This is a genomic window from [Scytonema hofmanni] UTEX 2349 (genome assembly GCF_000582685.1).
Classification (GTDB): domain Bacteria; phylum Cyanobacteriota; class Cyanobacteriia; order Cyanobacteriales; family Nostocaceae; genus Hassallia; species Hassallia hofmanni.
Map to the genome: position 1 here is coordinate 3,103,635 of NZ_KK073768.1, position 15,948 is coordinate 3,119,582.

Annotated in this window: 11 protein-coding genes; 7 read left to right on the top strand and 4 right to left on the bottom strand. The window is 39.8% G+C overall.

The genetic code is table 11. From position 1 onward, the window contains the following. Positions 1–116 precede the first annotated feature (116 nt). Positions 117–308 (top strand): hypothetical protein, encoded by a 192-nt coding sequence (locus tag TOL9009_RS0118855; RefSeq protein WP_029634166.1) that lies wholly within the window; start codon positions 117–119, stop codon positions 306–308. 305 nt (positions 309–613) lie between these two features. On the opposite strand, the gene TOL9009_RS0118865 is transcribed toward TOL9009_RS0118855, so the two are convergent. The 3 genes from TOL9009_RS0118865 to TOL9009_RS0118880 all read right to left on the bottom strand — a co-directional run bounded on the left by TOL9009_RS0118865 (position 614) and on the right by TOL9009_RS0118880 (position 5,193). Then, positions 614–2,509, bottom strand: a complete 1,896-nt coding sequence (locus tag TOL9009_RS0118865; RefSeq protein WP_029634167.1) for an N-acetylmuramoyl-L-alanine amidase — start codon at positions 2,507–2,509, stop codon at positions 614–616. A 665-nt stretch (positions 2,510–3,174) separates the two neighbouring features. Beyond that, on the bottom strand, positions 3,175–4,641 hold the full coding sequence (locus TOL9009_RS0118875) for a cation:proton antiporter (protein WP_029634168.1): 1,467 nt from the start codon (positions 4,639–4,641) through the stop codon (positions 3,175–3,177). 147 nt (positions 4,642–4,788) lie between these two features. Next, positions 4,789–5,193, bottom strand: a complete 405-nt coding sequence (locus tag TOL9009_RS0118880) for an EVE domain-containing protein (RefSeq protein WP_029634169.1) — start codon at positions 5,191–5,193, stop codon at positions 4,789–4,791. A 1,380-nt stretch (positions 5,194–6,573) separates the two neighbouring features. Between TOL9009_RS0118880 and TOL9009_RS0118885 the strand changes: the two genes are divergently transcribed. The 3 genes from TOL9009_RS0118885 (at position 6,574) to TOL9009_RS0118895 (ending at position 12,362) form a co-directional block, all read left to right on the top strand. After that, entirely contained in the window at positions 6,574–9,852 is a 3,279-nt protein-coding gene (locus TOL9009_RS0118885) for a GAF domain-containing protein (protein WP_029634170.1), read from the top strand. A gap of 141 nt (positions 9,853–9,993) precedes the next feature. Next, positions 9,994–11,037 (top strand): response regulator, encoded by a 1,044-nt coding sequence (locus TOL9009_RS0118890; protein ID WP_029634171.1) that lies wholly within the window; start codon positions 9,994–9,996, stop codon positions 11,035–11,037. A 581-nt stretch (positions 11,038–11,618) separates the two neighbouring features. Next, positions 11,619–12,362, top strand: a complete 744-nt coding sequence (locus TOL9009_RS0118895; protein ID WP_029634172.1) for an SIMPL domain-containing protein — start codon at positions 11,619–11,621, stop codon at positions 12,360–12,362. A 93-nt stretch (positions 12,363–12,455) separates the two neighbouring features. On the opposite strand, the gene TOL9009_RS0118900 is transcribed toward TOL9009_RS0118895, so the two are convergent. Continuing rightward, positions 12,456–12,812 (bottom strand): single-stranded DNA-binding protein, encoded by a 357-nt coding sequence (locus TOL9009_RS0118900; protein WP_029634173.1) that lies wholly within the window; start codon positions 12,810–12,812, stop codon positions 12,456–12,458. Between the two features lie 369 nt (positions 12,813–13,181). Here TOL9009_RS0118900 and TOL9009_RS0118905 point away from each other — a divergent pair, with 369 nt between their 5' ends. The 3 genes from TOL9009_RS0118905 to mreD all read left to right on the top strand — a co-directional run bounded on the left by TOL9009_RS0118905 (position 13,182) and on the right by mreD (position 15,928). Continuing rightward, positions 13,182–14,189 (top strand): rod shape-determining protein, encoded by a 1,008-nt coding sequence (locus tag TOL9009_RS0118905; protein ID WP_029634174.1) that lies wholly within the window; start codon positions 13,182–13,184, stop codon positions 14,187–14,189. A gap of 88 nt (positions 14,190–14,277) precedes the next feature. Continuing rightward, the gene (gene mreC, locus TOL9009_RS0118910; protein ID WP_029634175.1) at positions 14,278–15,093 is read left to right on the top strand and encodes a rod shape-determining protein MreC; all 816 of its coding nucleotides are present in this window, start codon (positions 14,278–14,280) and stop codon (positions 15,091–15,093) included. Positions 15,094–15,298: 205 nt separating this feature from the next. After that, positions 15,299–15,928 (top strand): rod shape-determining protein MreD, encoded by a 630-nt coding sequence (gene mreD / locus TOL9009_RS0118920; protein WP_029634176.1) that lies wholly within the window; start codon positions 15,299–15,301, stop codon positions 15,926–15,928. The last annotated feature ends 20 nt before the right edge of the window (positions 15,929–15,948 follow it).

Sequence of the window (15,948 nt, forward strand, 5' to 3'; positions counted from 1 at the left end):
AAGCATAAAAGTTCTGTCTTTAAAGCATCAGATTACACCAAAAAAGAGCTGATCGGGATAATTAATACTTAGCGATCTTCGGGTTAATTACACTTGAATCAGCCAATAATTGATGTATGAATGGATTTTTGATGTTAGATGCACAAAATCCGAAAAATGTCAACGGCTGTCAGTTAATGAGGCAAAGCTGGTCAATAGTCAACAGTCTAAAATTAACAGTCAAGAGTCTAAATAAAGGCGCTTGGGCGCTTGGGTTAGGGAAAATCTATTTTTATCATGAGTTTTGTGAGCGTAGACGCGATCGCTAAGTAGTTGTGCAAAATTAAATATATATTTGTCCGAAGCGAAGGTCGCGTTCAAAGGAGCGTCTCCAACAGGAGAAGAGAAGCGGAATGTTCAAAGGAGCGTCTCCGACAGGAGAAGCAATTCGCTTGCGGTTTGGAGATTGCTTGTCTGCGACACGCTCCTTTGAACGCTACATTTCATTTCGCTCGCAATGACATAAATAATTTTGCGTAATCACTTATCCCTGAGTTAGACATTACAATTGCTCAGTCGAGAAAATTAACAGAAAATTCATGATTGTGTATTTACTCAGATTTTGTCAAATCAGTTATCTTTGTTTTAGATACTGGAGGACACCGCGAGCGATCGCCTCCGCCATTTGCTCTTGATATTGGGGATTTCTTAGTTTGGCAATATCCTCCCGACCAGTCATGTAACCAGCTTCTATGAGAATAGAAGGCATAGAACTTTTTCTCAAAACGTAAAATCGCGCTCGTCGCACTCCTCGATCTCTAACATTCACACTTCGGAGAATGTTGCTATGGACTATACGAGCCAAGCTTAAACCACTGTCGTAGTAATACGTTTCCAATCCGCTGACATCCGGACGTTGTAAACCGGCAGAATTAGTGTGAATACTGACAAATACATCAGCATTAGCTCTCTCTGCTAAATCTACTCTTCCCTGAAGACTGACAAAATAATCAGAATTTCTTGTCAGTATCACTTGCACCCCATTTTGCTGCAAAATCCGCGCCAACTTTTGACTAATCGGCAAGATGATATTTTTCTCTTGCAGTCCCCCAATGCCAACCGCACCAGAGTCTTTACCACCGTGTCCAGGATCAATCATAACCACCACTCGTCCCGACGGAATGCGGGGACGACTCCGTGATGGTGCGGGATATCGAGCGTTTGGATCTGGGAATGGCACTTGACTTGGTAGTGGTAAGGGAGGTAAACCACTAATCGGGGGTATGATTCGCCCAGAGCGTTGCACAGAACGTTTTAATTCTAAAGATATAGTCTGGCTATTGCTTTGGTTTAGTTCCCCAATTTGTACTCCCGGATTTGGTTGGACAAAAACAAGCACAGTATTTGAGCCTGACGATTGCAGACGGATTCTAGCGATTGGGCTATTGCTATTTAAAACCGGACCTTTGAGTGAAGGTGCTAATCTAGCATTATTGATGGTGATACGGAATAAGCCAGAAGCTTTATCCCAGCCTCCAATAGCAGATAAAGTGTCATCACCTTTGAGGAGCAATTGGGTACCACCATCGGCAAGTTCTACAGACCTAATTGTAGAGAGTTTATTGTCTGTGGAAGTATTTGGTGATGAAGAAGGTAAGGAGCGATCGCTATTTGTATTATTCAGATTACTACTACCAGGCAATCTGACAACAGTACTGGGCAGAAGTACCAAACCACGGGGACTGTTCAGATTTACCTGCCAATCTGAACTATTTTTATCTACCTGCATAGTTATGCGAACAACAGGTGATTTTGTTTCCCGCTGGCTAAATTTAATGCGCTTGACACCATAGCGATTAATTGCGCGTTCACGTTGCAAATTAGGCGATAAAGATGCACCAGCAATATCGATATTAATTGACTTTCTGTCGTCGCTGCGATTTACCTCAACTTGAGGACGGACGCCATTTGTGCGGATAAAAAAGCCGTCTCCGGTAACAAGTAAATTTTCGATTTGCGTCTTTGCGTTTGTGGTATTGGCAATTTTGGCATCTGGTTTGGTAGTTCCTATCACCACATTATTGTAAAGTTTTCTGGGGGAGGAAACGACTTGCTGTGCGACTGGTTTTGGTAATTGTACTGTCCAGCGACTGGCAGTTATGCCGACAAATGTCACCTGTTTGGGGTCTAGGGTATAACCAGGGCTAAGTTCAACGACTATGCGAGATGATTTTTCATTTAGTTGCTTAACACTGATAGAGCGAAATCCGCCAGTTAACTGCTGTTCCTTTGGCGTTGGCGTAGCCTCTCCTGCGGAGAATCGCCCAAATGTTGTTTTTGGCAAGTCAATTACCAAACGCGTGGGGTTGAAGAGTAATTGCGCTTGGGGTTGAACATCACCCGTAGTGTTAATTTCCAACCGATTTTGATTAACATCAAAACGCCAGGATTCCAATCTTGCAGCCAAAGTCGGTGACGATAGCATGAAGATAGTTCCAAAAGTCCCAGGTAGTAACCAGTGTAGTCTCACAGTTCTTTCTCCTGATTCGCATTTGCTCTCATCTGTCAAAATATTGGCAAATCTTCACAATCCAAGCTCCCAAACTGTCTGATTGCGTGCTTTTGGTAAATTTTGCGCTGAAGCTCAAAATACATTTAATGATGTCATTTTTTTGCACTTTGCTTTTAATTTTTCATGTTGTTAGCATATCGCTCATTGCATCGTTCAAGTATCCGATTGCACTAACAAAGAAATAAAAGGTCAAGTATGAAATTACCCCAACCATAAAGCGAAAAGTCTGCCGGGGGGATACTCCCCTCAGAGAACTTTTCAAGGCAGGGATGAGGGTTGAATAAGGTGAAAGTTTTTGTTTTGCCTACGCTTACACAAGATATGTAACGATATTTTTTCATCCTTTATCTTTCAAACTTCATACTTCTTTAGTAAAACATCGCATCGATTATTGGAGTGCTTGAAATCGGGAAAGACTGCAAACAAGTAACATTATGTTAGGAGTAATTACAAAAAAAACTGCTAATATTTTACATTTTTAGGCGACGGATGTTAAAGATGGAAAGTTTCCTTTCTTCGATCGCTTTTACCCATCACGCAGTACTGAGTTATGAGCGAGTAGTTAATTAAGAACTACTCACTTATAACTGTGTTAAAAATACGTCTTCAACCAAGACGTTTGATTAATTACCATCTGGGGTTGCTTCCGCATTTGTGGCGTCATTTGACTTTTGAGCGGCAGCAGCTGGTGATTCCATTGCCAACGGTGTGCCAGAAGTCTCTAAAATTAGTGTTTCGTTCGCAACACCCACCGCTTCTGGATCGGGAAATACAATTCGTAACAGAGGAGGAGCTAAAAAGGTGGTAAGAATAACCATCATGATAATTGCTGCTTCCAGTGGTTTGGAGAGAATACCAATAGAAGAGCCAATACCAAGAAACACTAAGCCTACCTCGCCTCTAGGAATCATTCCCACACCAATTGCCAAGCGGTTGATTCCCGGTTGACCAAACACTACAAAGCCTGTAATTAGTTTACCGAAAATAGCGACTAAAATCAGGAAAGTTGCAATAATTAAACCTTCGCGGTTGCTGGGGATTGCTGGGTTTAAGACTCCTAAATCGGTTTTTGCGCCAACAGTAACAAAGAAAATTGGTACTAGCATATCAGCAATGGGACAGATTAGCTTTTGCAGTTCTTTGCGTTTATCAGTCTCTTCCAAGACTAAACCAGCTGCAAAAGCTCCCAAAATCGCTTCTAGTTGAATGGCTGCGGCAAGATATGACATGAGAAAGGCGAAGATAAAAGCAGGTATGACTAATTCGCCGCGTGTCTTGAGTTTATCAGCGATCGCCACAAAAGATTTATTGAAAAAATTACCCAAAGCGATCGCGCCCAACAGAAAACCAGTAGCGCTGATAATTAAATAAACAACTTGGCTGACATCCACCGCACCATTTTTCGCCAGACTAGCAACTACCGCTAAAACGATAATTCCCAGCACGTCGTCAATCACCGCAGCACCGAGAATAATCTGCCCTTCTCTAGAATTGAGCCGCCCCAATTCTGACAATACCTTAGAAGTAATACCAATACTCGTTGCAGTTAAAGCCGCCCCAGCAAAAATTGCTGGTAAGGCATCGATACCGAACAAAGTCATCAATCCGACAGTGCCAGCAGTAAAGGGTACTACAACCCCCACTACTGCCACAACACTGGCTTGAATACCTACTGCCATCAAGTCTTTTAAATTCGACTCCAAGCCAATTTCAAACAGCAGAATGATCACACCCAGTTCTGCCAAAACCGAAACCACCTCAGACTGCGCTGCAAATACCCCAGCAGCAGCCTCAGGTTTTAAACCGGCAGTGCTTTGGAGAAAGGTGATAATCAAATTAGAACTGTCTGCACCACCTTTGGCAAACACCAACAGATGTAGAACAGACACACCCACTACTACACCGCTGACGAGTTCACCCAACACAGGTGGTAAACCAAATCGGTTGGATAACTCCCCACCAACTTTGCTGGCGAAGTAAATCACTACTAAACTTAGCAGCACGGCTGCTAGTACCATTGAACTGTCTGCTGTTTCTGTTGCGCTTGCCAGCAGAGGCAAGGGAAAATTAATTGCACCTAAAAACTGCATTGATTCTGTGAAAATCGTTCTTTTTTACTCTTTTATTTAAACGAACAATTACAGATTCGCTACAATCAGCTTCTTTAAATTAATTAGTAACTTTTGTCGGATTTAGCCAAAAACTAGGTATTTCTGTCATTTATGCCGGGGAGTACGTCAATTTGCTAATTCTAACAAACGCTGCCAATGCGACTCAGACACCGCAACTACAGACAATCGAGGAAGACGTAGCAAGTCAAAGTTTTCCCAATTAGCATCTTGCTTGATTTTAGCTAGCGTTACGGGTTGGGGTACTTTTGTGATTGCCTGCACATCCACAACCACCCGTTTAATGTCATCCAATGCTGGATCGGCATAAGGTTTACTGATTATTTCCGCTACACCGACGATTTGTCGTTCTTTGCCTGTGTGATAAATCAATGCTAAGTCCCCAATCTCCATTGTTCGCATATGCTTAAGGGCAAGGGGATTGTTCACACCATCCCAAACTGTACTGCCGTCTTTTTCTAAATTAAAGTAGGAATAATTATTCGGTTCGGTTTTCAAGAGCCAATACGCCATATGACAAATAGTAAATTATTTGTTGTGTTATAAGAATTAATATTTTTAATGATTATAAATCAATTTAATATCTGCTTATTAAGCTACTACTTAAATCAATTTTTTGCTTTATTAGTTTTCTGACGTTTTTAAACCAGGTCCATTGTTGGAGACGCACTTGCGATCGCGGAATTCGCTCATTGAAAAAGCTGGAAATACAAGATTTTTGGTTTTTTTGAATGATCGCTTTATTTCCGCCACCCTGTACTAGTAATAAGGCTTTTATCTTAACTTTCGGGTTAAGTTATAGAGCATTGGGCATTAGACATAAGTAGATAATATACCTTTACAAGTAAATTATCTAAAAATTGATTAATGTTAAATTAGCATGTAATATTGTATACTTAAATGTCTAAAACTTTATACCTTATACTTTTGTTTTATGCGAATATTTTCGTAAATTTGTAGTAATATACTTAATATCTGGTATTTACCTGAAAATTGCGATTATTCAGCTAAATACTAGAATACTTTACTATTTGTAATAAGTAGTGATGTCAGCACTCATAGTTATTTAGTATAAAAAATACTAAATTATCTATCAAAAATTATGAAGACATCACCTTTTTTTTTCAGTCAGATGGTGCTGAATTTAAGTACAGACTATTACTCCTAAAATTATTACCTAACTCAACACATGAAAGAATTATTAATTATTTTAGCTCAATTGTTTGTCATCTGAAGAAAACAATGTAGCCTAAGTCTTATTCTCAACAATCTAATATGTGGGTTCAAAAAACTTTGCATCAGCTATGTACGTTTATATGTTAGCTAGAATAAAAATTAACATAGTCGAATACCTCTCTCGACTGCATGAAAGACTAAGAATTAAACATTTTCAAACTTTGCTTTTATCTTAAGTCGCATCATTAATTTTCAGCTACTATTTAGGGTGTTCAAATTGAAAAATATGCTTATCTTGCATCTGACTTTTCACGGGATCTGGAAAACCTCTCTCCTGCAAGGAGAGAGGCTTTGAATTCTCCCCCTTCCCTTATAGGGAAGGGGACTGGGGGGTTAGGTTTCGCGTTTGTTTTTCCACATAACGTGAAAAGTCAGATATTGCATCAGCTTCTGCGTGTGTTTACATTAAAAGGTTTATCTCAGCATCATCTGAGTTTTAGAATACCTTTTTAGAAGCAAAAATTTGGGTTATTTGCCAATGTACAGCAATACTTTGTAAATGTCTGTAAATCATAAAAAAGGCATTCACAATATTTATTGTAAACTTTGGCGCTTTTAACTTGCACAAAAGTTGTATGAAATTTTGGGCAAAATAAAGGTTATTTCGTTTAAATAGCATCTACTAAAAGCTAATTCAATAATTACAGTAATTAAACGATGAGCAACAAAAATGGTCTAGTTAAAAATGGTAATTCTCAAATGGTTGCCTATTCCGCAAAAGAAAATTTAGATCATCCCAGAAGCGGTTATGTTATTTCCCCAATCAATGCTGTAATTTCCGCTTTCAAGCAAATAAGTTTATATCGAAAAGCAATTATTTTTACCGTAGTTTTTGGGACGCTACCAGTATTAGGAATAGGAACACTTGCTTATTACTTAGTTAACCAATCACAAACAAAGCAAATTATCTCTTTTAAAGAAGATAAAGCCAATCTTTTGATAGATAATGTCAACGGTTTTATGGAAAGACGATATGGAGATATTCAAATACTTTCTCATCTGACATTTTTACAAAATCGCAAATTAAGAGAAACTATAACTCCTGAACAGATGCAAGCACGACTGAATAACTATTTAAGTATTGAAAATAGTTATGAAAGCATTGCTGTGTTGGATCTTAATGGTAATGTAATTGCCGAATCAAAAGGACAATTGATTCTTAACCAAAAAAACGAGGACTATTTTCAAACGGTAATCAAAACCAACACACCTTATATTAGTCAACCCTCAAGCACAAAAAGTGGAGATAAGCTGCAAATTTACACAGCTGCTCCGGTGAAAGATAGCGAGACAAATCAAACTATCTATATCATCCGTACAGTCATACCTGTGAAGTCTTTAGAAAAGGTATTAAATACAGGTTTAATTAATCAGGATGATTATGACCTAATAGATGCTTCGGGAAAAATTTTCTTGTGTAAAGAAAATTTAGATGTAGGTAAAAAGATTGAAGAGGTGATTCTTGAGTGGAAACAAATGCAAGCAAAAAATCAAGCAAATGCTCGCATATTGTTGAACAAAAAAGAGAAAATTGAGGAATTAGTAACTTACGTGCCTTGGCAAACAAGGGAAGGTTTACCTCCTTTAAAATGGAACTTAGCTCTGAGTAGCAATACAGCGATCGCCTTTGAGCCATCGAAAATATTATTGCGTATACTGGAGATTAGTACAGTCACCGTAACATTACTAGCTGGTGCGATCGCCACAATTAGCGCTCACCGTCTAACATTACCAATTCGCATTGCTGCTACAGCAGTGATAAAATTGGGTGAGGGCGATTTGGATACCCGTATCCGGGTCAAAGGCAAAGACGAATTTGCTACCTTGGCTTCTAACATTAACCAGATGGCACAGCAATTGCAAAACTTGCTAAGTCAACAAACAGCAGAGGCTGAACAATTAAAGTTGTTTACCAACACTTTAATCTCAATTCGCCAGTCTCTTAATTCTGAAGACTTATTCAACATAACAGTAATACAAGCTCGCCAAGCATTAAAAGCAGATCGAGTAGTCATCTATCACTTTAGTGACAAAGGAAGTGGACAAATCATAGCCGAATCCGTTGCTCCTGATTTACCTCAAGCTTTAGGAGAGGCAATTGAAGATGACTGTATTAGTCCGGAACTAATAGAAGCATACAAAAATGGTCGGGTTTTGGCTGTCAATAATGTCTTGGAAGCCAACTTTGCTCCTGCACATCTAACGTTAATGGAACGTTTGCAAGTCAAAGCAAATTTGGTAACGCCAATTATCAAAAACAACCAATTATTTGGCTTTTTAATTGCTCATCACTGTCAGGAACCTCAAATTTGGCAACCTTATGAAATTAATTTTTTAACCCTATTAGCATCTCAAGTCGGACTTACTTTAGAAAATGTGAGTTTACTAGAAACAACACAGGCACAAAAAGACCTTGCCATCCATTTGTCTGAAACTCTCAACTTAGAAGATGTTTATAATTTAGCGGTTCAAGATATCCGGCAAGCCTTAAAAGTAGACCGAGCAGTTATTTATAAATTCGATGCTTATTTACACGGAAAAATAATTGCTGAATCAGTAGTTGCTGGTTTTCCTAAAGCTCTAGGGGCAGAAATTCATGACCCTTGTTTTCCAAAATACATTCAAAAGTATCGGCAAGGTCGTGTTGTGGCAATCAACAATATTTACCAAGCAAATTTAACTCAATGTCACATTCAACAGCTTCAACCATTCGCAGTCAAAGCTAATTTGGTAGCACCAATTCTCCTGGGTGATAAAGTGCTAGGGTTGCTAATTGCTCATCAGTGTTCTCAACCCCGTGTGTGGCAACAGTCAGAAATCGATTTGTTTGAGCAGTTTGCCAGAATTGTTGGTTTAAGTTTAGAGCGAGCTGATCTTTTAGAGCAAACAAAAAGAGGACGCGAAGTCGCAGAAATATTTTCCGAACAAGAACATCAAGAAAAAGAAGAACTGCAACTGCAACTACAAGAACTATTAGTTCAGATTGAAGGAGCATCCAGAGGAGACTTGACAGTGCGTGCTGAAGTTACTTCAGGGGAAATAGGCACTGTCGCTGACTTTTTCAATTCTATTGTGGAAAGTTTGCGTCTTATTGTCACCCAAGTAAAAGTTACCGCGACTCAGGTCAATCAAGCGATCGCCGGAAATTCTGGAGCAATTGATCAACTTGCAACTGAAGCACTTAAACAATCAGAAGAAATCAGCCAAACTTTAGATTCCGTTGAGCAAATGAGGCTTTCGATTAAAGAAGTGGCTAAAAGTGCAAATATTGCCGCAGAAGTTGCCCGTAATGCCTCTCACACCGCTAAAACTGGCGGCACGACAATGGATCTCACAGTAGAAAATATCTTGAGTCTGCGACAAACTTTAGGGGAAACTTCTAAAAAAGTCAAGCGTCTTGGAGAATCTTCGCAGCAAATTTCTCGCGTGGTGTCATTGATTCATCAAATTGCCCAGCAAACCAACTTATTAGCCATTAACACTGGCATTGAAGCGGTACGTGCTGGTGAAGCAGGTCAAGGTTTTAGTCTAATTGCCCAAGAAGTCGCCCATTTAGCAAGTCAGTCTACCACAGCAACTACTGAAATTGAAGGAATTGTTGCAAATATTCAATTTGAAACCACTGAAGTAATTAAGGCTATGGAATTAGGAACCGCACAGGTGGTTGAAGGCACCCATCTTGTTGAGCATACCAAGCAAAGTTTGAGTCAAATTCTTAATGTATGTCAACAAATTGATGACCTGGTGCAGTCGATTTCTGCTGCAACAATATCTCAAGTGCAAACGTCTACAGAAGTTACTAATCTCATGAAAGAAATGGTCAAAGCATCGGAAATGACGAGCAACTCATCTCACCAAGTTTCCCTTTCTCTGCAAACAACAGTAGATATTTCTCATAAATTACAAGCTAGTGTTGGTACTTTCAAAGTCGATTAAATTCCACAAATATACATTAATATTTTGGGTGAAAAATTTACCACTGTAAAAAGGGAGTGTAATCAATTTTAATAATGTTTTAAACACTCCCTCTTAGTCTCAGGTTTAGACAAATATTAATTTGAGTAAAGAGTGTTGACAATGAATACCTTTCCGATCATTAGATACAGAATCTCACAGAAACTAGAACCATTATCTCTATTAAGTCAAATAACCAGTAATTCTTCTACTTGTTGTTTACAAGTATTTAGTACTTCTGAATCTTGGTTAATCTATGTAGATAAGGGAAAACTAGTTTATGCCTGCTATTTAAATAATATGTTTGATGCTATTGAAAGAAAGTTGCAGCAAATTATTACTTTAAATAGTAAAATTAATCAGCAGTTGCGTGGGATATTTGAAACTGGTGTTGAAAACCAAATAACACCACGTCCAGATTATATGGCTATTTGCTGGTTAGTCGAGCAGAAATATATTAGCTCCGAACAAGCAAGTATCCTCATTAAGGAATTGGCATTAGAAGTCTTGAAGTCATTTCTGACTTTAAACGAGGGGAATTATGAAATTACTCCTGAAAGCTTCTTGAACGATATGCCAAAGTTCTGTTATCTAGATGTGCCTTTATTACTTGAAGAGTGTCAAAAAAAATCACGAAATCCGAAAAATATTGAGTCAGCAGTTTCTAAACAGTCCTATTTTCAAGCTTTAAACCAATTTGAACCACCAAATGAAACAAAAATTGGACAAGAATTGTCAGAACAAAGCATTATTAGAGATGATAATAAAGTTCCCCAAATACAGGAACAATATATAAACGATAAAATTTACACAATCGTCTGTATCGATGATAGTTTAAGTGTGTTGAATGTGATGAAATTCTTTTTAGATGATCAAATATTTTCGGTTATCGGAATTAACGATCCATTGAAAGCTTTAACACAAATCATCCGCAGCAAACCAGATTTAATTTTACTAGATGTTGAAATGCCGAATATAGGTGGTTATGAATTATGTCGTTTATTACGTAAACATTCATCTTTCAAAAAGATACCTATAATTATGGTGACAGGAAGAACAGGTTTTCAAGATAGAGCAAAGGCAAAAATTGTTAGGTCTTCAGGCTATTTGACCAAGCCTTTTACAAAAGCTGAGTTATTGAAAATAGTATTTCAAAATATTGGTTAACACTAAATTTTGGAATAAGTAGATGAGTATAAATGCTCCTTAAGGTAGTAACGGCTTTAGCCGTTAAAATCCTTGCTTTGAGCGATCGCTCACTCTTGTTTATGAGAATTAGCTAACAAAATACACAATGTTCTTCTACTAACTTATAACTCATACCAATTTAATATGAAGACGCATAGAAAGAACCCCACCCTAACCCTCCCCGCTCTTCGTGGAGGGAACCGGATTTTCCCCTAAGAACTCTTCGGCGAGGCACTGATCGGGGTGGGGTCAAATTCTATGCAGCTTCACAAATAATTGGTATCAATACGCTTGGTGTTAAGGATTTTTGGTACTGATTTTATACTTGTAGAGACGCGAAATTGAACTTCGTTCCGCTTCGCTAACGCGTCTCTACACTCGTATTTCAAGCTTAACTGAACGGTATTGACTTCTAACTATTGACAATTACCCAGCTTTCAGTTGCAAAAAATGTAACCGCTCTCACCTTTGACTATTGCAATGCGAAAGTAGGAACATATTACTGGTGACGCCATAGTTGAAGCGTCTACAAAAAATAGTTTGAGGAGTGGAATCAAAGTATGAATACAACCGTTTTAGCTGGTTCTCGGTTTAATACTGGCAGTTTGTGGAAAACATTACCTTTCGTCTTGATTGCCTGTATAAGTTTTATCCAACCTGGTTTGGCAGAAGAAAAAGAAAAAATGTTGCGAACCCTCACCGTTACTGGTCGTGGGATGCAATCAATTGCTACAACTCTTTCTCTAGTAAGTTTAGGTGTAGAAGTTCAAGGTAAAACTGCACAGGATGTACAACAAGAGGCTGCCCGGAAATCATCAGCCGTGGTAGCGTTGCTCAAGAGCCGGAATGTAGATAAATTAGAAACCACGGGTATTAGACTTAACCCAGTTTATAGCTACAACAATAATGTACAGCGAATTACAGGATATGCGGCTACGAATACTGTGAGTTTTCGGATTGCTACCGAGAAAGCTGGTACATTGTTAGACGAAGCTGTGAAAGTGGGAGCGACGCAGATTAATGGTGTTAGTTTTGTCGCTAGTGATGAAGCGATCGCGATCGCCCAAAAACAAGCACTCACAAAAGCTACTCAAGAAGCTCAACAACAAGCTGATGCCGTTTTTGCTTCTTTAGGTTTTAAATCCAAAGAAATAGTCAGTATTCAAGTTAATAATGCAAATGCGCCCACCCCACCGCCTATTGCCTATCGTAGCGCCAAGGTAACAGCACAAGATGCTTCTACCCCCGTTGTTGGTGGTGAACAAGAAGTAGACGCATCAGTAACGTTGCAAATTAGTTATTAGTTAGTTGTTAGTTGTTGGTTGGTTGTTGTTGGTTGTTGGTTGATGCTTAAGAATTATCCACTATCCACTAACCACCATCCACTAACCACTCACTCATGAGAAATTTTCATCCCCCATATCGCTATCTGCATCCCGTTTGGAACCTAATAATTCCAGTTCGTCTACTTGGATAATTGGTGATGAGCGAGTGATGCCTGTATTGCGATCGCTCCATGAGTCGAACTTTAAGGAACCTTTAACAGCGATTTGCTTGCCTTTTTTTACGTAGTTACCTGCTACTTCTGCCGTTTTTCCCCATAATTCTAGGGTAAACCAATCGGGTTCATCGCTGTTGCGCGATCGTCGATTTACCGCCAGTGTTAACCGACACTTAACTTTACCCGAATCAAAATACTTCATATCTGGCTCAGTGCCAACACGACCAACCAAAGTCACAACATTGATACTCATATCTTTCACCTTTCAGTACAGGCGTACTTATCACTCGTGACTCTTATAATAGCGAATTGTAAAGGAATTGATGGTATGTTAAATAATTAACAATTATAATTACTTAACACATGATAAGATTTTTTCTATTTTAGGGAAAATTTTATACGGATCTGTTGATATAGAGGGAGAATATCAAAAAATAATAGTCACTAGATTAGTAAAGATTCCCAAATATTACTGAGAAAATGGTCTATTTTACTAGACTATGGATAAAAAACGTAATAGAATCCTGCATAAATCGCTCTTATGGTAGTTGTCAAAAGTATAAAATATTAGGGGGCGTAGAGAGGCGTGGGTCTTTTCAGTAAATTTTCCTTATCGCGGGATATGGGTATCGACCTCGGTACCGCCAACACCCTAGTTTATGTATCTGGAAAAGGCATTGTACTCCAAGAGCCTTCAGTAGTTGCCATCGATCAAAACGAAAAGGTAGCACTGGCAGTTGGAGAAGAAGCCAAAAAAATGCTTGGTCGGACACCGGGAAATGTGATTGCGCTGCGCCCCTTGCGCGACGGTGTAATCGCTGACTTCGATACAGCTGAGTTAATGCTAAAAAGCTTTATTCAGCGTGTCAATGAAGGCAGGTCTCTGGTTTTACCACGGATTGTCATTGGCATTCCCAGTGGAGTCACAGGTGTAGAACGACGAGCCGTAATGGATGCAGCCACCCAAGCAGGTGCAAGAGAAGTTTTCTTAATCGATGAGCCAGTAGCAGCGGCAATTGGTGCAGGGCTACCCGTTGCTGAACCGACTGGAAACATGATTATCGATATTGGAGGTGGCACCACAGAAGTTGCTGTGTTGAGTCTTCAAGGTACGGTGATCTCCGAATCAGTACGCATCGCTGGTGATGAACTGACCGAAGCCATCATGCATTACATGAAAAAAGTTCATAACTTGGTAATTGGGGAACGAACCGCTGAAGACATCAAAATTCGGATTGGTTCAGCTTATCCCACTCATGAAGACGAAGAAGCGATGATGGAAGTCAGAGGTTTACACCTGCTCTCTGGACTACCGCGCACTGTCACCATCAAAGGTCCAGAAATTCGTGAAAGTATGGCGGAACCGCTTTCAGTAATTATTGAGGCTGTGAAGCGTACATTAGAACGGACACCTCCAGAACTGGCGTCAGACATTATTGACCGGGGGATCATGTTAGCCGGTGGTGGCGCTTTGCTGAGAGGTTTGGATACACTAATTAGTCATGAAACAGGGATTGTTACCCACGTAGCGGCTGATCCTTTGAGCTGTGTTGTGCTGGGAACAGGGCGTGTATTAGAGAACTTCAAGCAGCTGGAACGGGTGTTCAGCGGACGTTCTCGCAATATGTAACACTGATAACAATTTTCGATATTGGGTTCTACATCACAGAATCCAATATCTTCTGTAAAAATATTATTATAAAATAAACCAGGTATATATGTTTACTTCGCGTCGTTGGTGGGAGCGGAAAGGATTACAAATCGGGCTGGTAAGTTTAGTAGTTGGTAGCGCTTGGATGCTTCGACAAACTCAAGGCGGTGTTCTGCTTGATATGTATCAAGAAATGACCCGTCCGTTGCAAATGTTGCACACCGGTTCGACTCAAGAAGAACGTGTTAAGGATACGCGGGTGTTGGATTCGTTGAATGCGCGCATAGAAGATTTGGAAAGGCAAAATCAAAAGCTAAAAGACTTACTGGGTTACATTGAAAAAGAACCGCTCTCAGCCCGCCCAATTCCGGCGCGGGTAGTAGGACGCGGTGCCGACCATTGGTGGCAACAAGTAACCCTTAATCGCGGAGCAAGCGCTGGGATTCAAGAAGGTTACATTGTCAAGGCTGAGGGTGGATTGGTAGGTTTGGTAGAAAAAGTTACTGATAATTCTAGCCGCGTGTTGTTAATTAGCGATCTCAAGAGCCAAGTAGGTGTAACAATTAGCCGCACTGGAGCTAAGGGCGTTTTGCGTGGAGATGCTTCTGCTGATGGGGTGTTGGAATTTTATGAAAAAGTTCCTAGCGTCAAACCCGGAGATGTAGTTTCTACATCTAATTACAGTCAGAAGTTTCCTTCTGGCTGGGCAGTAGGACGAGTGAAATCTCTGAATTTGAAGAAGCTTCCAGCATCAGTGGCAACAATTGAACTTTTCCCGGCAATTCGGTCTTTAGATTGGGTAACTGTATACCCCAAGCCAGAAAACCAAATGCCGGAAATGCAACAGGAAGCAAAACCTGAATCGACAGATAAAAAACCATGATGAAGAGGGGGAAAGGGAAAAGGGAAAAGGGAAAAGGGAAAAGGAAGAATTATTTTCTTTTCTCTTCGACTGATTTTAAATGACTCCATCTCCCTTTCCCCTTTTTTCCTTTGCCCTTTACCCCTCTTATCCCATTACCCCTTACCCTTTTCCCTTCTTTGGTAATAGTCAAATTAAATTTTCGCAAGCAAATATATTAAAAATAATGAAGATTCCTGCATTTGGTCGCAGCAGGCAGCAAAAGCCAAAATCGCCATCAAAATCGCCATCGAAACTACCAGCGAAACTGAAAATTAAGCCTCTTTCTCAATGGCATCCCCGCTTGCGTCAAGTGCTGGATTTGACCGTGACGGCTGGGTCTGTACTGTTATGTTTGATGATGTTGCCTACCCGTCTTCCAGGGATGGAATTATTGGGAATTGCACCTAACTGGTTATTGATTTGGGTAGTATCTTGGAGCGTAAAGCGCACAGTTTTTCAAGGAGCATTAGCAGGTATAGTTTTGGGGCTGCTTCAAGATGCCATGACATCGCCCAACCCCAGTCATGCTATTAGTTTGGGGATAGTGGGAATGATTACTGGCTTTATGCAGAAACAGCGTTTTATCCAAGAAGACTTTATTTCTATCGCCTTAATTGTCTTCGGAATGACAGTTTTAGAAGAAACTATTTTTGCGTTGTTATTAACTTGGATGGGCGATCGCAATATCCAAGATATCTGGACGTATTACCAGAAAGTCGCCCTTGCCTCTGCTATTCTCAGTAGTCTCTGGGCACCTGTGATTTATTATCCCTTAAATAAGTGGTGGCAGCAGATAAAATTGGCACAGTCATGAGGAAATGGGCATTGGGCATG